19 protein-coding genes are annotated in these 23,411 nt (G+C 70.8%); 6 read left to right on the forward strand and 13 right to left on the reverse strand.

Annotated features, from left to right (window positions below; genetic code table 11):
• The 5 genes from VE326_02645 to VE326_02665 all read left to right on the forward strand — a co-directional run.
• A partial coding sequence (locus VE326_02645) for a tetratricopeptide repeat protein (protein HYJ32093.1) occupies positions 1–743 on the forward strand: 743 nt, incomplete at its 5' end.
• Between the two features lie 64 nt (positions 744–807).
• On the forward strand, positions 808–1,602 hold the full coding sequence (locus VE326_02650) for a DUF6754 domain-containing protein (GenBank protein HYJ32094.1): 795 nt from the start codon (positions 808–810) through the stop codon (positions 1,600–1,602).
• 85 nt (positions 1,603–1,687) lie between these two features.
• Positions 1,688–2,305, forward strand: coding sequence for a hypothetical protein (locus VE326_02655; GenBank protein ID HYJ32095.1), 618 nt, complete (start codon positions 1,688–1,690; stop codon positions 2,303–2,305).
• Positions 2,302–3,126 (forward strand): hypothetical protein, encoded by an 825-nt coding sequence (locus tag VE326_02660; GenBank protein ID HYJ32096.1) that lies wholly within the window; start codon positions 2,302–2,304, stop codon positions 3,124–3,126. Before VE326_02655 ends, VE326_02660 begins: the two co-directional genes overlap by 4 nt.
• Positions 3,123–3,740: a hypothetical protein gene (locus tag VE326_02665; GenBank protein ID HYJ32097.1), complete on the forward strand. Its 618-nt coding sequence runs from the start codon at positions 3,123–3,125 to the stop codon at positions 3,738–3,740. The genes VE326_02660 and VE326_02665 overlap by 4 nt, the downstream gene beginning before the upstream one ends.
• A gap of 16 nt (positions 3,741–3,756) precedes the next feature.
• Here VE326_02665 and VE326_02670 read toward each other — a convergent pair whose 3' ends face one another.
• From VE326_02670 to VE326_02730, 13 genes are all read right to left on the reverse strand, one after another.
• Positions 3,757–6,771 (reverse strand): protein kinase, encoded by a 3,015-nt coding sequence (locus VE326_02670; protein HYJ32098.1) that lies wholly within the window; start codon positions 6,769–6,771, stop codon positions 3,757–3,759.
• A 38-nt stretch (positions 6,772–6,809) separates the two neighbouring features.
• The gene (locus VE326_02675) at positions 6,810–9,038 is read right to left on the reverse strand and encodes a cation:proton antiporter (GenBank protein HYJ32099.1); all 2,229 of its coding nucleotides are present in this window, start codon (positions 9,036–9,038) and stop codon (positions 6,810–6,812) included.
• A gap of 43 nt (positions 9,039–9,081) precedes the next feature.
• Positions 9,082–10,275 (reverse strand): cysteine desulfurase-like protein, encoded by a 1,194-nt coding sequence (locus VE326_02680; GenBank protein HYJ32100.1) that lies wholly within the window; start codon positions 10,273–10,275, stop codon positions 9,082–9,084.
• A complete protein-coding gene (locus VE326_02685; GenBank protein ID HYJ32101.1) occupies positions 10,262–10,567 on the reverse strand; it encodes a Rieske (2Fe-2S) protein in 306 nt (101 codons plus the stop codon). Before VE326_02685 ends, VE326_02680 begins: the two co-directional genes overlap by 14 nt.
• Positions 10,568–10,582: 15 nt before the next feature.
• Positions 10,583–12,664: a TonB-dependent receptor plug domain-containing protein gene (locus VE326_02690; GenBank protein ID HYJ32102.1), complete on the reverse strand. Its 2,082-nt coding sequence runs from the start codon at positions 12,662–12,664 to the stop codon at positions 10,583–10,585.
• A gap of 233 nt (positions 12,665–12,897) precedes the next feature.
• Positions 12,898–13,296 carry an iron-sulfur cluster assembly accessory protein gene (locus VE326_02695; protein HYJ32103.1) on the reverse strand — a complete coding sequence of 133 codons (399 nt, stop codon included), beginning with the start codon at positions 13,294–13,296 and terminating at the stop codon, positions 12,898–12,900.
• Positions 13,297–13,508: 212 nt separating this feature from the next.
• Positions 13,509–14,942, reverse strand: a complete 1,434-nt coding sequence (gene pyk / locus VE326_02700; protein HYJ32104.1) for a pyruvate kinase — start codon at positions 14,940–14,942, stop codon at positions 13,509–13,511.
• Between the two features lie 13 nt (positions 14,943–14,955).
• Positions 14,956–15,465, reverse strand: a complete 510-nt coding sequence (gene bcp, locus VE326_02705; GenBank protein HYJ32105.1) for a thioredoxin-dependent thiol peroxidase — start codon at positions 15,463–15,465, stop codon at positions 14,956–14,958.
• 573 nt (positions 15,466–16,038) lie between these two features.
• Positions 16,039–16,890 carry a DUF6503 family protein gene (locus tag VE326_02710; protein ID HYJ32106.1) on the reverse strand — a complete coding sequence of 284 codons (852 nt, stop codon included), beginning with the start codon at positions 16,888–16,890 and terminating at the stop codon, positions 16,039–16,041.
• The gene (locus tag VE326_02715) at positions 16,887–17,372 is read right to left on the reverse strand and encodes a peroxiredoxin (protein ID HYJ32107.1); all 486 of its coding nucleotides are present in this window, start codon (positions 17,370–17,372) and stop codon (positions 16,887–16,889) included. Before VE326_02715 ends, VE326_02710 begins: the two co-directional genes overlap by 4 nt.
• A gap of 29 nt (positions 17,373–17,401) precedes the next feature.
• Positions 17,402–18,670 carry an acyl-CoA dehydrogenase family protein gene (locus VE326_02720; protein ID HYJ32108.1) on the reverse strand — a complete coding sequence of 423 codons (1,269 nt, stop codon included), beginning with the start codon at positions 18,668–18,670 and terminating at the stop codon, positions 17,402–17,404.
• A 147-nt stretch (positions 18,671–18,817) separates the two neighbouring features.
• Positions 18,818–19,525: a DNA-3-methyladenine glycosylase gene (locus tag VE326_02725; GenBank protein ID HYJ32109.1), complete on the reverse strand. Its 708-nt coding sequence runs from the start codon at positions 19,523–19,525 to the stop codon at positions 18,818–18,820.
• The gene (locus VE326_02730) at positions 19,525–21,699 is read right to left on the reverse strand and encodes a patatin-like phospholipase family protein (protein ID HYJ32110.1); all 2,175 of its coding nucleotides are present in this window, start codon (positions 21,697–21,699) and stop codon (positions 19,525–19,527) included. The genes VE326_02725 and VE326_02730 overlap by 1 nt, the downstream gene beginning before the upstream one ends.
• Before the next feature lie 196 nt (positions 21,700–21,895).
• Between VE326_02730 and VE326_02735 the strand changes: the two genes are divergently transcribed.
• Positions 21,896–23,128 carry an MFS transporter gene (locus VE326_02735; protein ID HYJ32111.1) on the forward strand — a complete coding sequence of 411 codons (1,233 nt, stop codon included), beginning with the start codon at positions 21,896–21,898 and terminating at the stop codon, positions 23,126–23,128.
• The last annotated feature ends 283 nt before the right edge of the window (positions 23,129–23,411 follow it).

Below are 23,411 nucleotides of genomic sequence, written 5' to 3' on the forward strand. Positions count from 1 at the left end.
TGCGGCGGCTGCCGGTCTGGTCGAGCAACGTGGCGCTTCTGGACGACGCGGTGCGGCACGACCCGCGCGATCCCGCGGCGCACGTCGCGCTGGCCGACCAGTACATCGCCGAGGGGAACTACCATGCGGCGCTCGCCGCGCTGGACCGCGCGATCGCCGTCGATTCGACGCGCGCGCTGGCCTGGCACCGGCGGACGCTGCTCCTCAACCGGATGGGAAAGCTCCCCGAGGCCGAGGCGTCGGGCCGGCGCGCGGTGGCGATCCAGCCCTCCGAGGCGATCTTCTGGGCCAACCTGGGGGACATCCTCACGCGCGAGGGGAAGACCCACGACGCCAACGAGGCGAACCGCCAAGCGGTGGTTCTGGACCCGAAGAACCCCGACAACTGGTACAACTACGGCGTGTCGCTCGCCTCCTCCGACAGCCTTCCCCAGGCCATGCAGGCCTACCGACGGGCGATCGCGCTCAACCCTGGGCACTTCCAGGCTGTCAATAACCTGGGGGCCGCCCTCGCCCTCTCCGGCCGGATTCCGGAAGCGCGCGACGTGTACCTGAAAGCGGTCGAGCTCGAGCCCAGCTCCGTCCAGGCCCGCATGAACCTGGCGCTGGCCTACCTGCGCCTGGGCGACGTCGCGGGCGCATCGGCCCAGCGCGAAGCGGTCCAGAAGCTGGACCAGGCGGCGGCGATGCAGCTGGTCGAGATGATCAAGCAGGTGCAGGCCGGCCAGGGGTCCCGCCGATGACCCCCGCCCACGCCTTCGCCCGCGCCCCCCGGATCCCCCGCGCCCTCGCCGCGTGTACGAACCGATGACCCCCGCCCCCGACGTTCGTCTCTTCGATCCCAGCCGGATCAACCTCCTCGTCGGGCTCGGGCTTTTTCTCCTTTTCCTCTTCCTGAACATCTCGCGCGCGCGGCGCGGCGCCACGATGTTCATCCGGCCGCTTGCCGGACTGAAGGCGGTGGAGGAGGCGCTCGGGCGCGCCACGGAAATGGGGCGACCGGTGCTCTACGTCCCCGGCATCGGCGACATGAGCGAGGTGGGAACGCTCGCGGCCATCACGATCCTGAGCCGCGTGGCGCGGCGCACCGCCGACCTGGGCTGCGACCTCGAGGTTCCGAACTACGATCCCGTGGCCGCGACGATCATGGAGGGCGCCGTGCGCCAGGCGTACGTCGAGGCCGGGCGCGGCGACTCGTACCGGCCGGGCTCGGTCCACTACGTGAGCGCGCAGCAGTTCGCGTACGTGGCCGCCGTGACCGGCTACATGCTACGCCAGCGCCCCGCCGCGAACATCTTCATGGGCGCGTTCTACGCCGAGTCGCTCTTCCTGGCCGAGACCGGAAACCTGACCGGCGCCATCCAGATCGCCGGCACCGACCAGGTGACGCAGCTCCCCTTCTTCGTCTGCGCCTGCGACTACACGCTGCTCGGCGAGGAGCTGTACGCCGCGAGCGCCTATCTGGGCCGCGAGCCGGTGCAGCTCGCGACGATCGCGGCGCAGGACTGGGCGAAGGCGCTCGCCGCGGCGGTCGTCGTGCTCGCGGCGATCCTCGGAGCGCTGGGTCATCCCGAAGTGGGCCGGCTGCTCCAGACCCAATGAGACGCCAGACCGTGCCGCCCCGCCGGAGCCCCTGGGACCGCGGAGTCCTGAGGCACCCTCCGGCCGGCCCCGTGAGCGCCTGACCGTGCGCTTCGGCCCGCTCGTCGTCACGTTCGTCACCGGGGCGCTGCTCGTCGCCTTCTTCTTCATCCCCCATCACCGCGCCCAGGAGACGCAGAGCGTCATGCTGGACTGGGCGAACATCGTCTACAGCTTCGCCCTCGTGCTGGGATCGGTGTCGCTCTGGACCGCGCATCAGAAGCGGGTGACCGCGCGCACGCCGGGCTGGATCTACAGCGTGGTCACGCTCGCCTCGCTGGCGTTCGTGACGATCTGGGGAATCGTGCAGGGCGTGGAGGAAGGGACGGCCGTGAACGTGTTCTACAACACGGTCAACGCGCCGCTCGCCTCGACCATGTTCGCGCTGCTCGCGTTCTTCATCGCGTCGGCCGCCTTCCGCGCCTTCCGCGCCCGCAACCTGGAGGCCACGCTCCTCCTGGTCACCGCGATCGTCATGATGATCGGACGCGTCTCGATCGGTGAGTTCCTCTGGCGCGGCTTCCCCGGCGTCACCGAGTGGCTCCTCGACGTCCCGAACCTGGCCGCGAAGCGGGCGGTGGCGATCGGCGTGGGGCTGGGCGCGATCTCCACGGCGCTGAAGATCATCCTCGGCATCGACCGGTCGTACCTGGGGCGTTCATGAGCCTCTGGTCCCGGCTGCTTCGTCTCGACCGGCGCATCATTTTCGTCATGGTCGCGCTGGCGACCGCGGTTCCGCTCCTCTTCCCCGTGAACCTCCCGATCTCGGTCTCGCCGCGCGTGCGCGCGGCCTACGAGGCGGTGGACAAGCTGCCGCGGGGCTCCTACGTGCTGATGTCGCTGGACTACGAGCCGGACATCATGGCCGAGCTGCAGCCGATGGCGAAGGCGGTCCTCCGGCACTGTTTTCGGAAGGGGCTGAAGCCGGTCATTCTCACGCTCTATCCCGCCGCGCCGGGGCTGATCGAGGAGGCGCTCCGCATCTCGGCCACCGCCGAACACAAGCAGCGCGACGTGGACTACGTGTTCCTGGGCTACAAGTCGGGGAGCCAGTCGGTCATCCTGGGACTGGGCGAGAGCATCCGAACCATGTTCCCCACCGATTACTGGGGCACGCCCCTGAACCGCATTCCCATGATGAAGGGGCACAATTCCTTCGCGGACTTCCCGCTGGTCATCAATCTCTCCGGCTCGTCGATCGCCGACTACTACGTGCGCATCGCCGCCACCCGCTACCGCCGGCCCATGATCCTGGGCGCCACCGCGGTCATGACCGCGGACTACTACCCCTACCTTTCCGCGGGGCAGATCCAGGGGCTGATCGGGGGCATGAAGGGCGCGGCGGAGTACGAGCGGCTGATGGACCTCTTCGGTGACGCGCGCCGCGGCATGGATGCCCAGAGCCTCGTGCACGTGGTGATCGTCGTGCTCGTCGTCCTGGGCAACCTGGCGCTGTTCGCGACGGGAGGGCTCCGGAAGCCATGACCCCCGCCGTGCAGAACACGATCATCGCGTTCCTCACGCTCTGCGTGTTCAGCTTCCTCTACCGCGACAATCCCTTCTATCGCTTTGCCGAGCACCTCTTCGTGGGCGCCGCGGCGGGCTACCTGCTGGCCGTGCAGTACCAGAACGTGATCAAGCCGAACGTGATCGGCGAGATGAGCGGGGGCAACATGCTCCCGCTGGTCCCGCTCGCCCTGGGTATCATCCTCCTCGGCAGGATGTGGACGCGCACGTCGGGCCTGGCCCGATGGTCCCTGGCGTTCTACGTGGGGATCTACTCGGGGATCGCGATCCCCGCCTACCTGCAGGCGCAGATCTTCGCGCAGCTCGCCGACCAGGTGAAGCCGTTCGCCCCGGGGTGGGGCGCGATCAACTCGGCGCTCGTCCTGATCGGCTTCATCACCGTGCTCTCGTACTTCTTCTTCTCCGCGGCGCACCGCGGCCTGCACGGCTTCTCCGCGCGCGTGGGAATCTGGTTCCTGATGGTCGCCTTCGGCGCGTCGTTCGGCTACACGGTGATGGCGCGCGTCTCCCTGCTCATCGCGCGCATGCAGTTTCTATTGAGGGACTGGCTGCACCTGTTGCCCCCGGCCTAGGGCGGCGTACGCCGGCCTAGGCGCCGAGCCACCGGATCGCTCCGGCGATCGCCTCCTCGAAGCTGAGCGCGCGCCCCTCCGCCCATACCGGCTCGGCGGCCCCGCCCAGCGATCGCCGGGCCCCCGTGACGACCGCCTCGATCCCCTTCGCCTCGGCCGGCGTCGGCGGCGAGGCGATCCGAAGACGCAGGGCGTCCGCGGCGCCGCACCAGCGAAGCGCCGCCGAGGGATCCCCGGTCGACTGCGCGAGGAGCGCGGTCCGCTCCAGCGCGTAGCATCCCGCCCGCCGCTCGTCCAGGCTCAGCACCACCGCCAGGCACTCGGCGAGACGCGCCCTGCAGGCCGGGACATCGCCCAGCTTGAGGCAGAGCTCCGCCAGGGAGGAGAGGCGTACCGCCAGCGACGCGGCGTCGCCGACACGCTCGAACCCCGCGATCCCCTCCTCGTGCAGCGCTCGGGCTGTCGCGAGGTCCCCCCGGAGCTCGGCCACCCGCCCCCGGTTGCTCGCGACGAGCGCTTTGCCCCGCTCGTTCCCCGCCCGCTCGAAGCGCGGCAGCGCGCCGCGGTAGGTCGCGTCGGCAACGGAGTAGGCGCCGCGACCCATCGCCACGTTGCCCAGCCCGACCAGCGCCTGCCCCACCCCCGTCTCCACGCCGAGTCGTTCCATGCTCGCGCGGGCTTCCTCGTAGGCCGCCGCCGCGGCGTCCCAATCGTTCTGATGGAACGCGAGCGCTCCCACGCCCATCAGCACCTCCGCGCGCGCGGTCGAATCCTCGGCGTTGCCGCGCGCCAGCGCCGTGCGGAGCACGGCCCGCCCCAGGCTGAAATGACCGCGGGCCAGCCAGAAGCGCCAGAGGCTCGCGGCCAGGCGCAGCCCGCACGCTCCCGGCTCGGCCCGCCGCTCGCACCAGGAAAGCGCGGCGAGGAAGTTCTCGTGGTCGGCCTCCAGCCGATCGAGGCAGGCGGCCTGCGCCGGCCCGGTCAGGTCGGGGCACGCGCGCTCGGCGGCGCCCAGGAAGTGGCGCAGATGGCGGTCGCGCACGGCGGCCTCCTCCCCCGACTCGGCGAGCCGGTCCGCCGCATAGGAGCGAAGCGTCTCCAGCAAGCGGAACCGCGGCGCGCGCGCCGGGGCCGACGCCTCGTCGGAAGCGGGAGGGGACACCAGCGACTTGTCCACGAGCCGTCCGAGGAGGTCGAGGGTGGCGGGCCCCGCGGGCGCGGAGGATCCGTCGAGCCTGCCAGGCCCTCCTCCCGCGGCCGGGTCCAGCGCCTCGGCCGCGTCCAGGGAGAAGCCGCCTGCGAACACCGAGAGCGCCGCGAAGAAGCGCCGCTCCTCGGGCGCGAGCAGGTCGAAGCTCCAGTCGATCGCCGACCGGAGCGTGCGATGCCGTCCCGCCGCCCGGCTCGTGCCGGTCAGGAAGCGGAACCGATCTTGGAGGGAGGCCTTGATCTGGGCGAGCGAGAGCACGTGCGCGCGCGCGGCCGCAAGCTCCAGAGCGAGCGGCATGCCGTCGAGCGCTTCGCAGATCTCCTCGACCGCCGCGCGATTCTTCGCCGTGAGGGCGAAGGAGGGACGCACGGCCGCGGCGCGATCGGCGAAGAGCCGGGCGGCGTCGCCGCCCAGGGAGGGCACCGGGTAGATCTGCTCTCCGGGAATCTGGAACGGCTCGCGGCTGGTCGCCAGCACGCGGACCCGCGGCGCCAGCGCCAGGAGCGCCGACGTGAACGCGGCGGCCGCGGCGATCACATGCTCGCAATTGTCGAGCACCAGGAGGACCTCCTGGTCGCGCCACGCCTCCGCCAGGAGCTCGGCGCCCGGACGGTCGGGATCCTCCCTCACGCGCGCCGCGGTCAGGACCGCCTGGGGCATCCGGGCCGGGTCCGAAAGCGGAGCGAGGTCCACGAAGCAAATGCCGTCGCGCGGCGTGCTCTCCGCGCGCTCGGCGAGCGCGATCGAGAGGCGCGTCTTCCCGCATCCGCCGGGACCGGTCAGGGTGAGGAGCCGGCTCCGGTCGAGGAGCGCCATCCCTTCGCGCAGTTCCCTGGCGCGCCCGACGAACGAGGTGAGCGGCGACGGCAGGGAGGCGCGTCCCGGTCCGGAATCGCGGCTCTGCCGGGAGTAGCGACCGCTCGCGAGATGGGCCATCTCCCTCTCGAAGATCCGTCGTGCCTCGGCGGCATCTTCCAGCCGTTCCTCGGGATTCTTGGCGAGGCATCGCCGCACCAGGGAGCGCACCGCATCCGGCGTCGCGCGCGGCAACCGCTCCCATTCGGGCTCCGTCGTCAGCACGGCCCGTCGCGCCGAGGCCGCGCTCGACCCGCGGAAGGCGCGGCGGCCCGCCATGCATTCGTAGAGCAGACACCCCAGCGAGAAGAGATCGGTCCTCCGGTCCTGCGGCTCGCCGAGCGACTGCTCCGGGCTGGAATAGCCCGGCGTGCCGGCTCCGGCCATCCCGCCCGTCCAGGTGCTTGCCGGGTCGCGGCCCCGGGCGGTTCCGAATCGCTTGGCCAGGCCGAAATCGAGCACCTTGGGTCCGGTCCGGGTGAGCATCACATTCGAGGGCTTCAAGTCTCGATGGATGATGCCGCCGCTATGGGCCGCTTCCAGCGCGGCGGCGACCGCGCGCCCGACCTCGAGGGCTTCCGCCAACGACAGCGGCTCCCGGGCGAGGCGCGCGCTCAGGAGCTCGCCTTCCAGATACTCGAGCACCAGGTACCGCGTCCCGCCCTCGGCCTGGATCAGGCCATGGATCGTCTCGATGTGGGGGTGATTGAGCGCGGCCAGAACGCGCGCCTCGACCGTGAGGAGCGCGGCACGCTCGGGTATGGCCGCCAGATCGGCCGGGATCGCCTTCAGGGCGACCGCGCGTTCCAGCTCGGAGTCCCAGGCCCGGTAGACGACCCCCATACCGCCCTGACCCAGGACCCGGTCGATGAGGTAGGGCCCGACCCGGCGGCCGGCGGGAAGTCCGGCCGCGCCATAGGTTAGGGATGCGGGATGCGGTCCATCCGTGGAAATGTGGGTTTCCATACTGGGAATAACGCGGTCCAGCGAAAAAGGGAACGCGGTCAGCTCGCGTCGGGCCCCTTTTCTCCCTCGAGAATCCGAAACGCCGACTCCAGCCCCTGATGGTCCCCGACCAGTACCAGGATATCCCCGGTCTCCAGCTCGAGATCGGCTTCGGGCGAGATTCGAGGCGTTCCCTCGCGCACGATCGCGATCACCAGGGCGCCCGTTCGTCCGCGCAGATCGAGGGACGCCAGGGTGTGCCCCACCGCGGGTGACCCCGGCTCGAGGAAGAAGGTGTCGGTCACCGCGCCCGCGATCATCCGCTCGATGGAATGGGTCAGCTCCACCGAGACGTCGCCGCCCCGAAGGAAGGCGTAGCCCTCGCGGCGGAGCGCCCCCTCCTGGAGGCGGATCACGTTCCCCGGGACGTGGTAACGACGCAGCACCCGCGTGACGATGGCGATCGAGGTCTCGAACTCCTCGGGGATCGCCTCGTCGGCGCCGAGGCGCCGCAGCTCGGCGACCTCGGCCACGAGGCGCGTGCGCGCGATGATGTAGGCGCCGGGATTGACGCGGCGCACCTGGGCCACCGCGTGGCGCGTGGCCGATGCGTCGGAGATGGCGAGCACGACCACCGCCGCGCGCTCCGCGCCGCAGGCGTGCAGGCTCTCCGGGCGGGAGACGTCCCCGAACTGGATCGGAACCCCCTGCGCGCGGGCCCGGCGCACGTTCGAGGGGTCCATCTCGAGCACGACGTAGTGGATGCCCAGCTCGGCGAGGGCGTGCGCCACGTTCCGGCCGTTCAGGCCGTAGCCCGCGACGATGACGTGATCGCGCAGCGCTCGCGCTCCGGCCTCAGCCCCCGCTCCGGCTTGGGATCCGGCTCCCGCTTCGGTGCCGGACCCCGCTCCCGCCCTGGCTTCGTGGTCCCCATCCCGGCGCTTCGCCCCTCCAAACCTCGGAACGGTCGACCCGAGCGCGCCCGCGCCGGCCCCCGTCGCGCGGGCCGCCTCGCGGGCGCCCAACCACGACCCGAACGGAACCAGGAAGGGGGTGATCACCAGGCTCAGCACCGCGACCGCGAAGAACTCACGGCTCTGCGCCGCCGAGAGCAGCCCGTTCCGGATCCCGACCGAGGCCAGCACGAAGGAGAACTCTCCGACCTGCGCGAGCGAGATCCCGACGATCGCCGCGACGCGCAGGGGAAAGCCCATCAGCCGCACGATCGCGGCCGCGACGATCGCCTTGAGCGCGACGGTCAGGAAGAGCCAGCCGCCGATCGCGGGGAGGTTCGCCGCGACGAAGGCCGGCTCGAGGAGCATCCCGATCGAGATGAAGAAGAGGCTGGAGAAGAGATCGCGGAACGGGACGATCTCCGAGACGACCTGGTGCGAGTACTCCGATTCGCTCACGAGAAGCCCCGCGAGGAACGCGCCGAGCGCGGGCGAGAGCCCGAGCCGCTGGGTGAGGAGGGCCGAACCCAGGCAGACCGCGACCGCCATCATGACGTAGAGCTCGCGGACGCCGCTCCGGATCACGGCGTTCACGACGCGCGGCATGAGCCAGCGCGCGGCGGCGGCCACGACGCCCGCGGCCGCGAGTCCGATCAGGAGGCGCGCGGCCAGCGAGAGGGCTCCCCCGTTTCCGACCGCGAGCGCGCCGCCGAGAATGCCGTTGGGGACGCCTGACGCCGCCGCGCCGACGGCGACTGCGCCCGACGCCCCGCCGGCACCCAACGCGCCCGCGCCCAGCGCCCCCGCGGCCGCGGCGAGCGCGGGCACGAGGAGCAGCATCGGGACCATCGCGATGTCCTGGAAGAGAAGAATCCCCACGAGCAGGCGGCCCTGCGGGGCGTGCGTCTCGCCGCGCTCCCCCAGGCTGCGCATCACCATCGCCGTCGAGGAGAGGGTGACGAGCATGCCCGCGAAGATCGCGCCCGCGAGCCGGGCGTGGATCGGCAGGAGGAGCAGGACCCCGGTCACCGCCGCGATCGTCGCGACCACCTGGAGCGGGCCCGCGACCAGGAACGCGCGGCCGATCTCGCGCAGGCGCGCGAGCGAGAACTCCAGGCCGACGATGAAGAGGAGGACCGAGACGCCGATCTCGGCCAGGATGCCGACGCGGGCGGTGTCCGAGATCCAGCCCAGCGCCCCGGGGCCGATCAGCACGCCCGTGAGCATGAAGCCGACCGCGGCGGGGATCTTGAGGCGGCGGCTCGGGAGCAGCACGACGAGCGCCGCGGCGAGCGCGACGACCAGGTCGCGCAGGAAGGTGCTCTCGCCGTGCATCAGCCGGCTGCCCGGCCGCCGTGCCGCGCCCCGGGCGTGACCCTCATCCCAGCGACCGAAGCGCTTCGCCCAGTCGCGCGATCTCCCCGCGCGTGTTGTAGTGGCAGAGACTCACGCGAGCGACCGCGTCGCGTCCCACCGCCTCGATCAGACGCGGCGCGTACATGTGCCCCTCGCGGGCGTGGATGCCGCGCTCGGCCAGGCGCTCCACGATCGCACGCGGCGTGGCACGCTCCATCGTGAACGCCACGGTGGGAACGCGCGCCACTACGCGCGCGGGATCGGCGTCGCCGAGGATCGAGAGCCCGGGGACGCGGCACATCTCCTCGACGAGCGCCGACGCCAGCTCCATCTCGTAGGCGCGGATCCGCTCGGCGCCGATCTCCATCACGTAGCGGAGCGCGGCGGCCATTCCAGCCATCGCCTCGAAGTTCTGCGTGCCCCCCTCGAATCCGTACGGCGCCTCGGCCGGGATGAAGAAATCGTGCACCGGCGCCAGACGCCGGTACGACTCCGCGCGCCCCCACAGGAATCCGACGTGGGGGCCGAAGATCTTATAGCCCGAGAAAGCGAGGAAGTCGGCGCCGAACGCCTGGACGTCGATCGGCCCGTGCGGGGCGAAGTGGACGGCGTCCACGAAGACGAGCGCGCCCGCTTCCCGGGCCACGCGCGCGGCCGCCGCCACGTCGACGATCCGGCCGATGGCGTTCGAGGCGAGCGGCAGGGCGACAAGACGCGCGCGTCCGCCCGATTCGTGCAAGAGGTCCCGGAGATCGTCCACGTCGAGCCGCGCCTCGGCGCCGCGCACCTTCCAGACCAGCGGCGCGACGCCCTCGCGCTCCAGCCGGAGCCAGGGGCCGACGTTCGCCTCGTGGTCGAGCTGCGTGACGACGACGCGGTCTCCCGCCGCAAAGAGCGGGCGCGCCGCTTCGGCCGCCATGCGAATGAGCGACGTGGAATTCAGGCCGAAGACGATCTCTTCGGGCGAGCGGGCGTTCAGGAAGGTGGCGACGGCCTGGCGCGCAGCGGCGATCTGCCGGTCCACCTCGATCGAGCGCGCGAAGAGCCCGCCGCGGTTCACCCCGCGGCGGACCAGGTGCTCGCGCACCGCCTCGATCACGTCATCGGGGACCTGGGCGCCCGCGGCGTTGTCGAAGAAGATCTCCCGGTCGCCGGCCTCGCGCAGGGCGGGAAACCGCGCGCGCAGCGCGTCCACCGGGAAGTCAGACGGCGACATAGACGTCCTCCCCCTCGATCTTCACCTCGAACGACCGCACCGCCACCAGCTCCGCCTCGGGCGATTTCCCGGTCTTCACGTTGAACGTCCAGCCGTGCCACGGGCAGCGCACCACGTCGCCGGTCAGGAGCCCCTCGCCCAGGTCGCCCCCCATGTGCGGGCATTGGTTTCGGATCGCGTAGACGGCGCCCTCGCAGCGGAAGAGGGCCACCTTGATCGGCCCCGCCCACACGATCAGCCCCTTCCCCTCCTCCACGTCCGACGCGCGGGCCACCCTCACGAACTGGGTCATGAAGCCCGCAGTCTATCAGAAGGAGAACTCGAATCCGGCGGCGGGCATGCGGGGGAATAGCTCGATCGCCTGGCGGCGCGGCGCCGCGGCGCTCCCCGGGTCGAAGGCGTACGTGTACTGGTGCACGTTGACCCGCCCGGTGGCGTTGATCAGCTCCACGTAGGCCTGTCCCCCCGTCGGACCGAAGGAGAGGGGATGCGAAAGGCGGAAGTCGAGGCGGAAGTACGCGGGATAGCGCGCGCCCATGAAGGTCCCGAAGGCGCGCGTCCACGTGCCGGTGGAATCGTCATGCGTCCACACGGACGCGGTGTAAGGGGAGCCGGTGTGATAGCGCGCAAGCACGTTCAGGTTCCACCCGGCGGCCGGCCTGACGTCGAGCGAGAGCGCCGCCGCGTGGCGCTGATCGAAGGAGCGGGGCACGATCCCCTCGGGCGCCGTCCAGACGGCGCGGCTCAGCGTGTAGCCGAGCGACGCGTCGGCCCGCGCCCAGGAGGGGGTGCGCAGGGAGAGCTCCACGCCGCGCGCGGAGCCGCGGTCGAGCGCGAAGGGTGGCGGCGGCTGCGCGGTCACGTCCTGGGCCGGAAGCCCCGCGCCGCGCTCCCGGCGAAGATATCCCTCGACGCGAAGCGCGGCGCCGGCCGGCGCGATTTCGAATCCCGCCGACGTCTCACCGGCCTCGCGGTTTCGCCCGAGAGGAAGGGTCTCGCGCTCCAGATTGTTCAGGAACGAGGGCTGGTGCATGAGGCCTATCGAAGCCCAGGCCGATCCCGCGCTCCCCAGTCGCGCGAGCACCCCGAGCCGCGGCGAGACGAACGCGAATCCCGGCGTGCCCGGCAGCGGCACCCCGTCCCGGCGGAGTCCCCACGTGTAGAGGTCCCGCGAGACGTTGACCCCCGCGGTGAGCGTCGCGCGCGAGCCGGCCGCCGCGCGCGCGGAAAGGTACGCCTCGCCGCGGCGGCGCACCGCGTTGCCGGCGACGACGTGCTCCACTTCCTCCTGGTAGCCCGAGGTCCCGAGCGAGCCCCGAATGCCGTCCAGCGCCAGCCAGCCGTCTTCGTACTCCGCCGCCGCGCCCCACTCGATGGCCCTGCCGCCGCCGAGCGACCGCTCCCCCTCCAGCCGCGCGCGCACCGCGCGCGTGACGCTGTCGTCGCGCCCGCTCCGCCCCACCAGGGTCGCCCGGTGGAACCGGTCGGCGGAGAACACCAGCCGGTGCCGCGCGCGCTCCGAGGGCCGGTAGGACCAGGACGCCCCCAGCGTGAGGTTCCGCACCGAGCCGTTCAGGTCGTTCTCGTCGTACGGCATGTCGTAGCGGAGCTTCTCGCGCGCGCCCAGCGCCAGCAGGGTCAGCTCGTGGCCCTCGGCCGGGCGGAGCCGCGCCTCGCCGATCAGGTCCTGGAAGTCGGGGACGACCGAGACGTCGCGGTCCAGGCGGTGCAGTCGGCCGATCGCGGCGAGGAGCCCGTGGCGGATGCCGAGGAGGTAGGAGCCTCCGCCCTTCGTCGGGCCCGCGACGAGGGCGCGGAGCTGCGTGGCTCCGGCGCCCACCTGGTAGCGCGGCCCGTCGGGACGGTCGCGCGGCGATTCGATCTCGAGCGCGCCGGAGAGCTCGCGGCCGTAGCGCGCGGGAAGGCCGCCGCGCGAGAGCTGCATCGTCTGCACCACGTCGGGGCTCACGACCGAGATGGCGCCGCCCCAGTAGGGGATGTGATACGGCTCGAGCAAATCGAAGCCGTCGAAGCGCACCAGCGTCTCGTCGCTCTCCCCGCCGCGAACCAGGAAGGAGGCGGCGTAGTCCGAGCTGGCGACGCCGGGCAGGGTCTGCACGACGCGGAAGGCGTCGTCGGCCGTGGCCGCGGTGCGCCGGATCTGCTCGCGCGTGATGAAGTCGGCGCGAGGGTCTCGGGTGAGAAAGCGGGAGGCGCGTACCTCCAGGCCGGGCAGCATGTAGTGGATGGAGTCGGGCGCGGGCGGGATGTCCGAGGGGTCGGGGGCGATGGACGACGAGTCGGCGGCAGCGGGCAGGTCCGCGGCGCGAGCCGGCGGGCCCCACGTGAGAACAACCGCGGCGAGGAGGGCGGCACGGATGGGCGGCATGGGATGAGCCCCTTCCACGGCACTTCGGAAGGCCCCATCACCCGGGCGAAGCCGTTACGGCTGCGTCGCCACCCCTGGAGCGGGCTGCCGCCTGGAACGCGGCGCTCACTCCTCGGTCTCACCCCAAAACGAAGACCGGCGCCCCGTTTCCGGAGCGCCGATCGATTGTACCAGACTTTTGCGTGCTGTCTCGCGCGGCCCTGTCGGCGCCCTGAGGCGCCGCGTTCCGCGATTTAGTGGCTTCCGCAGCCTCCGCCGCTCCCACCGCAGCCGCATCCGCCGCCCGGTGCCGCCCCTTCGCTCTCTTCGGTCGCGAAGGACGAGCCGCAGCCGCAGCTCTTCACCGCGTTCGGATTGTTGATCTTGAAGCCGCCACCCTGCAGCGAGTCGTCGAAGTCGATCGACGCTCCCTCGAGGAATTGGTGGCTCTGAACGTCGACGATCACCTTGACGCCCCCGGCCTCGAAGACGAGGTCGTCGGCCGTGGCGGGCTCGTCGGCGATCTGCATGCCGTAGGAGAGGCCCGAGCACCCACCGCCCGCGACGAAGACGCGCACGCCTTCGAACGTGCCTCCCTCGCGTTCCATGATGGTCCTGATCTCGGACGCGGCCTTTTCGCTCAACGTGATCATGCGGAACTCCTTAGGTCATAACGAGAGTTTCGGCCGGACGGCCTACCACCGGATTAGACGCCGCCCTCCGCGAAACGATGCTATCTGTTGTATCGGTAAATGATAGGCCCGGCTCGAGGGGCTGTCAATGCGGGCCCGGCCGAATCGGCGCCGATCGATCCCGCGCCGGCCCCCGATTCCGCGCCGATCCTCGATCCAGCGACGATCCCCGACTACCGCGGCTTATCCGGCGGGCGGCCCTGCTGCAGGATCCGCAGCATGTTCGTTCCCCCCGAGCGCGTCGTCGTTCCCGCCATCGCCACCACCCAATCCCCGCGGCGGATCATCTTCCGGGTGATGAGGATGCGAAGGCCGGCCTCGACCATTCCCTCGGCGGTGCGCCAGCGCGGCACCTGGACCGCCGACACTCCCCAGGCGAGCGACAGGCGGCGGCAGGTCGATTCGAGCGGCGTCAGCGCGAAAATGGGCGCCTGAGGCCGCGACTTGGAGACGAGCCGCGCCGAGTAGCCGGTGTGCGTGAAGATGGCCAGCGCCTTGGCGCGGATCTCGCGCGAGGCCTGGAACGCCGTGTGCGCGAGCGCGTGGGTCGGCGAGGGGAGCGCGCTGCCGTCGGAGCGGCGCGGCGCGCGCTTCGTGGCCGCGAACTCGTCGGCCTCCGCCGCGATCCGCGCCATGGTGCGCACGGCGCGCTCGGGGTAACGGCCCACCGCGGTCTCCGCGCTCAGCATCACGGCGTCCGTCCCGTCGAAGATGGCGTTCGCGACGTCGGAGGCCTCCGCGCGCGTCGGGCTGGAGGAGGTCACCATCGACTCCAGCATCTGGGTCGCGGTGATCACGATCACCTCGAGCGCGTTCGCGCGCTCGATGATCCGCTTCTGCAAGATCGGCACGCGCTCGGGCGGATACTCCACGCCCAGGTCGCCGCGCGCCACCATCACGCCGTCGGCGGCCTCCAGGATCGACTCGAGGTTTTCGATCGCTTCACGGCGCTCGATCTTGGCGATGACCATCGGCGGGCGCTGCGCGCGGCGCAGCAGGCGGCGCAGGCCGATCAGGTCTTCGGCGCTCCGCACGAACGAGAGCGCGACGAAGTCGATTCCCTCCTCGATGCCGAACGCGAGATCGCGGCGGTCCTTGGCCGTGAGCGCGGGCGCCGAGAGTCGCACGCCGGGGAAGTTCACCCCCTTGTGGTCGGAGATCGCGCCGCCGGTGACCACGCGGCAGCGCAGGCCGCCCGCCGCTTTCCGGACCGCCTTGAGCTCGACCTTGCCGTCGTCGATCAGGACGCGGTCCCCGACGGAGACGTCCTGCATCAGGCCCGAATAGTCGATCGGAATCCGCTCGGCGGTTCCGAGCCCGCCCTCACTGGTCAGGAGCACCTCGGCTCCGGCGACAAGCCGGATCGAACCGTCCCGGAACGATCCCACCCGAAGGCGGGGCCCCTGGAGGTCGAGAAGGATTCCGACGGTGCGCTTGGCGCGATGGGCGGCGAGCCGCACGGCGCGCATGGCGCGGCGGTGATCGGTATAGGTGCCGTGGGAGAAGTTGATGCGCGCGACGTCCATGCCGGCGCGAGCCATCCGCGCGAGAACGGCGGGATCGGCGCTGGCCGGCCCTACCGTCGCGATGATCTTGGTGCGGCGCACCGCTTACGGGGCGCTAGACGGCGAGGGTCGCGAGCACTTCGTCGGCGTGCCCCTCGACCTTGACCCGGCGGAATACGTTCTCGACCTTGCCTTCGCGATCGACCACGAACGTCGTGCGCTCGATGCCCCAGAACGAACGGCCGTACATGTTCTTCTCCTTGTAGACGCCGTACTGGCGGCAGACCGCCGCGTCGACGTCGGCCAGGAGCGGGAAGGGCAGGTTGTACTTCTGCGCGAAGCGCTGGTGGCTCAACTCGTCGTCCAGGCTGATCCCCAGGACGATGCCGTCCTTGGCCTGGATGCGGGGCAGGTTGTCGCGGAAGGCGCAGGCCTCCATGGTGCATCCCGGCGTGTCGTCCTTGGGGTAGAAGTAGAGGATGACGCGCTTGCCGCGGAATTCGTGCAGAGTCACCTTGCGCCCCAGCGTGCTCGGCAGCTCGAAGTCCGGCGCCGGCATGCCGACGGTGAGGTTCTCGCCGGGCCAATCGGGGCCGCCCGGCTTGGCGCCGCGCCGCTTCGGAATCGGAAGCTCGACCGGCGGATGCGGCGGACCCACCTCGAATTCCAGGGCGCCCTGCTGACCGGGAGCCTTCGCCGCGGCTTTGCCCTTGGCGGCCGCCTGGCCTGGAGCCGCCTTGGCGGTCGCGGCGGGGCGGGCGGTCTTGGAGCCGGAAGCGGGCGATTTCATGCCGGAGGCGGCCCGGGCGGGAGCAGCGGCCTTGGGCGGAGCCTTCTTGGCCGCGCGCTTGGGCGCGACCCGGCCCTTGGTCGGGGCCTTCTTGGCGGGCTGGCGCCGGACCTGCTGCTTTCCGGACGTGGCGGCTGAGCGTTTCGGCATCTTCTTCGCTGGCTTCCTCTTACTGGATTTGGCGCTCTTTCGAGCGGACCCCTTCCCCGCCATTCAGGGACCCCCTTGGCACAGGGATACGGATTGAGACACCGGTCATCGGGCATCCTAACCGCTGTGACGGCACCGCGCAAGAGCGGTTGAGACGATTCCGTGCCAAAAGTGCGGGATTTGACGTGGGGGGTTGCCGGCCGCCATCCGCGGCCGAACGAGGACCTGGCTCGCAGGGCCCTGCCCGGGCGGAGACGCTTAGCCCGGGACGCGAGCGTTGGCGAAAACTCCGGGGTCCATGGTCTGCGGGACGGCCACGTTGTCGAAGCGGATCTCCACCGGCTTGCCCTGGAGGCGATGATTCAGGGCCAGCTTGACGGGGCCGATCGGCGTCCACTGCTCCCACGTGGAGGTTGCCGGGGGAGGCTTCTTCCCCTCCAGCATCATGTCCCACTTGTCGAGCAGGTGGGTCGAGCGGTTCACATAGAGGGTGTAGCGGTCGCCGGAGGTGAGCCCGACGCCCCTGTCGAACGAGAGCTGCAGCACGTCGTAGTCCTTGCCGCCGAGCCGCTTCAGGCGCACGTACTTGAGATGGGTCCCCGGGTCGCGAAGCTTGAAGGGCATGATGATCCAGTAGGTGTCGTTCACCCATCGCTCGTAGCCCATCTGGACGATGTTCGCGATGTTGGTGGGATCGGTGTCGACGATCCCGTCCGTGAACGACTTCCCCTTCTTGTCCTTCAGCGTGAAGATCGCGGTGACGGTGCGCCCCTTGTCGTCCGGGCCCTGGACGCGGCAGCGGCCGTTCCGCTTGTCCCACCAGTGCTGGAACCGCGCCACTTCCTTCCCCTGCTGCACGACCACGAAATCGAACCGGAAATAGGGAAGGACGTCCCAGGTCCGCTGCCCTCCCATGGCGTCGCTCAGCTGCTTGGCGACGGTCGCGGCTTTCGCGTCGGCCTCGCCCATGGCGCGCGGTGGAAGCGGAATGCGGGCCGCGGATTTCGAGGCGGCCGGGGGATGCTTGGCCGGAGCGGCGTCGGAGACCGCGAACGTCGAAGCCGCGGCGACCAGAAGTCCCAGGAGCGCCAACCCGCCGGCGCGTCTCATTGAATGGAGCGCAGCGTCTCGAGCAGCTTGTCGTGATCCGGTAGGGTGCCGATGTCGTGAACCTCGATGCTGCGCACGATCCCCTTCTTGTCGATCACGATGGTCGCGCGCTCGGAAAAGCCCTCGGGACGGAGGATCCCGTAGCGCTTCGAAACTTCGCCGTGCGGGTGGAAGTCCGCGAGCATCGGGTAATCGATGCCGCCCAGCATCTCGGCCCAGGCGCGATGCGCGGGCGAGGAGTCGACCGAGAGTCCGAGGACCTGGGCGTCCAGTCCCTCGAAGGTCTGGAGGTCCTTGTTGTAGCCGGGCATCTGGACCGAGCAGATCGACGTGAAAGCGAGCGGGTGGAAGATCAGGACGACGTTCTTCTTCCCCCGGAACGAGGAGAGCGTGACGTCGTGCCCGTCCTGATCCTTCAGCGTGAAGTCGGGCGCGGCATCGCCGACCTTCAGGGTCTCGGTCCGGTCCATCGTCGTTTGCATCGCGGTCTCCTTGGGGGCGACAGGAGACGTCAGGCCTTGTCCGACTCCACGGTCTCGCGCGCCTCTTCCTTCTTCCGCGCGAGCGTCTCGGGGTCGTTCACGCCCTTCTGCGTCTCCTTGGGAATGTAATCGAGGAGGAACTTGAGCCCGAGGGCTTCCTTGATGAGCGACCGGGCCACGACCAGGCGCTGCACCTGGTTGGTTCCTTCGTAGATCTGGGTGATCTTGGCGTCGCGCATGTATTTCTCGATCGGGTAATCGCGCATGTAGCCGTACCCGCCGAAGATCTGGACCGCGTCGGTCGTGACCTGCATCGCGGTATCGGTGGCGAAGAGCTTGCACATCGCGGCCAGCTTGGAAACGTTGGGGGCACCCGCGTCCACGGCGCTGGCCGCAGCGTAGACGAGCTGCCGCGCCGCCTCGACGCGCGTGGCCATGTCAGCCAGCATCCCCTGGATCATCTGGAACGAGAGGATCGGCGATCCGAACTGCTCGCGATGCCCCGCGTAGACGGTCGCGTATTCCAGGGCGCCCTGCGCCAGACCCACCGCCTGCGACGCGACGCCCGGGCGGGCCTTGTCCAGCGTCATCATGGCGTGCTTGAAGCCGTGACCCGGGACTTCGCCCAAGAGGTTCTTGGCCGGTACGCGGCAGTTGTCGAAGTGGATCTCCACCACGGGAACGCAGCGGATCCCCATCTTGTCCTCGACCTTGCCGATCCGGAAGCCGGGCGTCCCCTTCTCGACGATGAAGGCGCTGATGCGCCGCGACTTGCTGTCGGGCTGCGTCACCGCAAACACCGAGTAGATGTCGGCCGCGCCGCCGTTGGTGTTCCACTTCTTCTCGCCGTTCAGGATGTAGTGGTCGCCGTCCTGGACCGCGGTGGCGTGGAGGCTGGCGGCGTCGCTGCCGGCGAATTTCTCGGAGAGGCCGAAGGAGATGAGCTTCTTCCCCTCGGCGATGGGGCGCAGGTACTTCTGCTTCTGCTCCTCGGTTCCTCCGACCAGGATCGGGAAGGTGCCGAGCGCGTTCACGGCGTAGAGCACGCCGACGCCGCCGCAGGCTCGCGACAATTCCTCGACGCAGATGCAGAGATCGAGCACGCCGCCGCCGTGGCCGCCGTACTCCTTGGGGATCCAGACCCCCATGAGCCCCGCGTCCGCGATGGCTTGCTTGATCTCCCACGGATATTCCTGTTCCCGGTCGTACTTGGCCGCGAGCGGACGCACCGATTTCTCGGCCACTTCGCGGGCGCGCGCCCGCCACATCAGATTCTGTTCGCTGAGGATGCCGGACAAGGAGGTGCCCCCCTCCAGTTGCGTTGCGACGGTCCCGATCGTGCGGGCGCTTCGCCGAGCGCGCGTGCGGCGTGACCCGCGGTGACGGCGGCGCCGTGGTATCGGAGCCCAAGCGGGCTCAGGGCGCCTCCAAGAGGCCGATTATCCTCAATGCCGACGCTGTGCGCCACCCCGAGTTTTGCGCGGCTTCGCGGGCCTGCGCGAAGAGGTTACGGCTCCGCGCGGGGTGCCTGGCGTGACGTGGGGGTTTCCCGCCACGTAGAACCGCCACGGAATAGCGTCCCAGGGGGCGGGCGCGGTCTGGCAGCCGATGCGCGCCGACGTGCCGACCTGCCCGTCGGGCACGGGCAGGCCGGGCTCGATCCAGATCTCGGGTCCCCGAAGATCGGCCCGGTTCTGCCGCAGGTCGATCCCGAACGCCTGGGTGAGGCGGGCGGGGCCGGCCGCGATATGGCGCGCCGCCGCCGCGCGGGCCGTCAGCGTCCGGGCCGAAGCGCCGCGTGCGGTCACCATCCACTCGACCCCCTCGACCGGCTCGGCGGCGCGGATCAGGACGGCGGCGGGCCTCCCCTCCGGCTCCGCGACGGCGTTCAGCATGTAGTGCATGCCGTAGGTGATGTAGACGTAGGCGAGACCCGGCGGGCCGTAGAGCGGATCGGTGCGCGCCGTGCGCCCCGCGCGCGCATGGCAGGCCTTGTCCTCCTCGCCGACGTAGGCCTCGGTCTCGACGATGCGCCCGCGCAGGACGGCGCCGTCCGGAAGCCGTCGCGCCAGCACGCAGCCGAGGAGCTCGCGCGCGACGGTGAGCGCCGAGCGCACGTAGAAGGGGCGCTGGAGCGGCTCGGGGCTCGGCATCAAAACTCGGCGCCGAGGCTGATGACGAGACGGCGATCGCCGAGGGTGTTCGCGTCCCCGCCGATCTCCACCCGTCCGAATACCGTCCACCAGAGCGCGGAGAGCCGCGCGCCCGCCATCCAGAGCTTTTCCCGCGAATAGAGATTGGGTCCCTCGGGCCGGATCTCGTCGGCGACCACGCCGCCGCGCGCCCGCAGGCGGAACATCGCGAAGGGGGCCGCGGCGGCGAGATCGGCTCCGGCGACAGTGCGCGCCCGGCCTCGCCGCTCCCCGTCGCGCAGCGCGGGGATCAGTCCCTCGCCTCCCATGCCGGGCGCCGCGTCGAGGGGCGCGTCACCCCCCACCACGGCGGCGTCCACGGCGACGGCCGCGGAGACGGGGCCGATCCGGCGCGCGAGCGACCCCTTGGCGCGGGCCCGTCGATAGCCGACGTCGCCGAAGCGGATCTCGGCCTCGACCGAGGGAGCCGTTCCCACGACCTCGACCAGCGGCGGGATCGACTGGAGCCGGAGCCAGGGACCGAACGAGGTGCCGTCGGGACCGAAGTCGGACTGGACGTCTTCGAGACGGAGGGCGAGCGCCGCGTGCCGGTCGGGGTCGAGCGTGCGGGACTCGAAACCGGCCCAGACTCCGGCCCGCTGGATCGCGAGATCCCGGTGGCCCTGTGCGGCCGAGAACCGAACTTCCGTCTCGCCAAAGTGCCCGCCGAGGGTCCATGCGGAGGCGCCGAGCAGGAGCGACGTGAATCGAACCGAGGTCGATCCCCACCGTTCCACGCCGTCGGCCGACCCCTCGAGAGAGACTTCGTAGGGAAGGCTGCCGGCGGCGTCGAGCCGGCGGATCGAAGCCCAGAGCCTCCCGCCGCGATCGTTGTCGTACCCCGGCGCGCCGGAGATCGAGACCAGCGGTCGCGGGTCCGACCGGATCGTGAGGCGCGGCGCGTTCGCATCCAGCGTATCGGCGGGCTCGACCGAGGGCCAGACGCCGTCGAAGAGCCCGGTCGCGAAGAGACGGTCGGTGATCTCGAGAACGCGATCGGGGTGGAACCGGCTCGGGGCGGCGGGACGGTAGGCGCGGCGCAGGAACGCGTCGAGCCGGGCGTCAGGATGCTCGGCGGGGCCGGGCGTCTCGACGACGAGGGCCGAGAGCGAGGTCGGCTCCGGCTGCGGCGGGCGCCGGCCCGGTTCCCGTGGGTGACCGCCTGGTTCTGGTAGGCGTCCGCCCGGCGACGTCGAAGTCGACTCGGGAACGGCGGCCAGCGTCGTTCGGAGACCGGCGGCGATCACGGACGAGGGATCGACCGGGTAGCTGAACTCCGCCAGGCCGGGAGCGATGTCGGGCACGATCAGGATGTCGGGAGCCACCGGCTCCCGGCGAGCGTGCACGGTGAGGATCTCGGTGCTGCGCCGGGCGACCGCGATCGCGTCGGTGCTCCCCAGGCGAGCCGGCGGGACCAGCACGTCCGAGGCGACGATCGGCGCGCCGCCCAGCCGGCGCGCCTCGGCGACGGGAAGATAGTCGGCGATCCCTCCGTCCGTGAGGAGGCGGCTCGATCCGTCGGGCAGGCGCCAGCGGACGGGGGAGAAGAATCCCGCGGCCGCCATGCTCGCGCGGACGGCGCGCGCGAGATCGCCCGAGCCGATCGGGAACAGATCGCCATTCTCCGCGTCCGCCGTCATCGATCGGAACCGCCGCGGCAGCCGATCGAAGTCGCCGCGGGCACGGGCGGCGGGCTCGAAGAGCAGCTCGACCAGCCTGCGGTTGATGCGCCAGTCGGGAATCGCGGCGCTCGCGCCGAAGGCCGCGCCCGTGGAGGTATCCAGCCGGAGCACCGGATAGCGCACGCTGCGGGCCGCTCCGACCTCGAAGGGAAAGGGGGTGAAGATCGCGCGCCAGTCCTCGTCCTCGATGATCGCGCGGATCGCGGGAGCGTCGTATCCGGCCGCGTAGAGGGCCCCGACGATGGAGCCCATGCTGGTGCCGACGACGAGCCCCGGATCGCGCCCGCGCTGCTGGAGGCCGAGGACGACCCCCACGTGCGCCAACCCCCGTGCTCCGCCCCCCGAGAGCACCAGCGCCTCCTCGGCCCGCGCGGTCGCGGCGCCCCCGCCAGCGGCGAGCGCGGCCGTGAGGAGGAGCAGGATCGGGATGAAGGCACCAGCCCTGGAATTCACGCCGGGAGTATGCAACAGGGTGGCTGACCGGGTCAGTCAATTGACTGACTGAGTCAGTCCGTTAGCGAGAGCCCCACAACTCCAACAGGCGGTGTCCGATCGACCGGCCGCCCCGCCACATCGACCAGCCTCCCGCCCGATCGACCGGCCTCCCCCCTCGATTGACCCGCCGGGCCGCGCTCCCTAGAATCCGTCGGTGCCTTCCACGAGCTCCCCACGAACACCCGGCGCCGGATCCCGCGTCGTCCTCTTCTTCACCGTCTTCATCCATCTCCTCGGATTCGGGATCATCATCCCGCTCCTTCCTTACTATGCGGAGCACTTCGGGGCGAGCGGGCTCACGGTCGGGCTCCTCACCACCTCCTTCTCGCTGGCGCAATTCCTCTTCGCCCCGATCTGGGGCCGGCTCTCCGACCGGATCGGGCGCCGGCCGGTGCTCCTCGGATCGCTCATCCTGACCGGCGTCTCCTACCTGGTCTTCGCGGTCTCGACCTCGCTGCCGATGCTGTTCCTCTCGCGCATCTTCGCGGGGATCGCCGGGGCGACCCTTTCCACGGCTCAGGCCTACATCGCCGATACGACGACCGCCGAGAACCGCACCAAGGGGATGGGGATGATCGGCGCCGCCTTCGGCATGGGGTTCATCTTCGGACCGGCCATGGGCGGCGTGCTGAGCAAGTGGGGGTTCTCGGTGCCGGCGTACGCCGCGGCGGGGCTCGCGACGGTCGCGTTCTTCTTCGCGCTGTTCCGGCTCCGCGAGTCGCTGCCTCCGGAAGAACGCGCGGCCGCGGCGCGACGGCGCGAGAACGCGGCTACCTTCCGCGAGGCGCTGGGACGCCCGGTCGTCGGGCTGGTGCTCGTCCTCTTCTTCGTGACGACGCTCTGCTTCTCGGGAATGGAGGCGATCCTCGCGCTCTTCTGCGAGCGGTTCTTCGCCTGGGGGCCGCACCAGATCGGATACCTGTTCGCCTACGTCGGCATCGTCGCCGCGGTGATGCAGGCCGGGATCGTCGGCGCCCTGGCCAAGCGGTTCGGCGAACGCGCCCTGGTGCGGGCGGGGCTGATCTTGATGGGAGCGGCGTTCATCACTGCGGGGATCGTTCCCCCGCTCGCGGTCCACGACCCGACGCACGTCGTGGCCGGCGTGCTGGCCACCTTCTTCGCGGTCATGGGCGTGATCGCGATCGGATCGGGACTCACCACCCCTTCCCTCTCCTCCCTCGTGTCGCTCGCCACGCCGGCGGACGAGCAGGGAGGAATCCTCGGGGTCTATCAGTCGCTGGGAAGCCTGGGCCGCGCGACCGGACCCTTTCTGGGCGGACTGGCCTTCGACGTCATCAGCCCCGGCGCGCCGCTCTGGATGGCGGGGTCGGTGATGGTGATCGCGTCGTTCGTCGCCGCGCGGATCTCGTTACGGAAGACCACGTAGCGCTCGGGCTTTCTCCTCGAACGCCGCGCGCCTTGTGGGAAACGCCGCGAGGGACTATGATGCGGACGCTCCAGAATCGCTAATCGCTTCGATCGGCCGCGAGTCGCGGTGGGCCCTCCCCCACTGCCGCGATGCTGACCTCAGGGGGAGAACATGCACCCGAATTCCGACCCGCGCTCACCCGCCATTGCCCGATCCATTCAACTTCTTCTCGGAGCGCTCGCCGGCCTGACGCTGTTTCTGTGCAGCGCCCCCGCCCGCGCGCAATACCTGTGGATGGACA

It is taken from the genome of Candidatus Binatia bacterium (assembly GCA_035631035.1).
Lineage (GTDB): Bacteria > Eisenbacteria > RBG-16-71-46 > SZUA-252 > SZUA-252 > DASQJL01.

Coding starts and splice junctions, on each gene's coding strand:
- VE326_02650 (HYJ32094.1), top strand. CDS start 808: ATGACCCCCGCCCCCGACGTTCGTCTCTTCGATCCCAGCCGGATCAAC.
- VE326_02660 (HYJ32096.1), top strand. CDS start 2,302: ATGAGCCTCTGGTCCCGGCTGCTTCGTCTCGACCGGCGCATCATTTTC.
- VE326_02665 (HYJ32097.1), top strand. CDS start 3,123: ATGACCCCCGCCGTGCAGAACACGATCATCGCGTTCCTCACGCTCTGC.
- VE326_02670 (HYJ32098.1), bottom strand. CDS start 6,771: ATGGAAACCCACATTTCCACGGATGGACCGCATCCCGCATCCCTAACC.
- VE326_02675 (HYJ32099.1), bottom strand. CDS start 9,038: ATGCACGGCGAGAGCACCTTCCTGCGCGACCTGGTCGTCGCGCTCGCC.
- VE326_02680 (HYJ32100.1), bottom strand. CDS start 10,275: ATGTCGCCGTCTGACTTCCCGGTGGACGCGCTGCGCGCGCGGTTTCCC.
- VE326_02685 (HYJ32101.1), bottom strand. CDS start 10,567: ATGACCCAGTTCGTGAGGGTGGCCCGCGCGTCGGACGTGGAGGAGGGG.
- VE326_02690 (HYJ32102.1), bottom strand. CDS start 12,664: ATGCCGCCCATCCGTGCCGCCCTCCTCGCCGCGGTTGTTCTCACGTGG.
- VE326_02695 (HYJ32103.1), bottom strand. CDS start 13,296: ATGATCACGTTGAGCGAAAAGGCCGCGTCCGAGATCAGGACCATCATG.
- VE326_02710 (HYJ32106.1), bottom strand. CDS start 16,890: ATGAGACGCGCCGGCGGGTTGGCGCTCCTGGGACTTCTGGTCGCCGCG.
- VE326_02715 (HYJ32107.1), bottom strand. CDS start 17,372: ATGCAAACGACGATGGACCGGACCGAGACCCTGAAGGTCGGCGATGCC.
- VE326_02725 (HYJ32109.1), bottom strand. CDS start 19,525: ATGCCGAGCCCCGAGCCGCTCCAGCGCCCCTTCTACGTGCGCTCGGCG.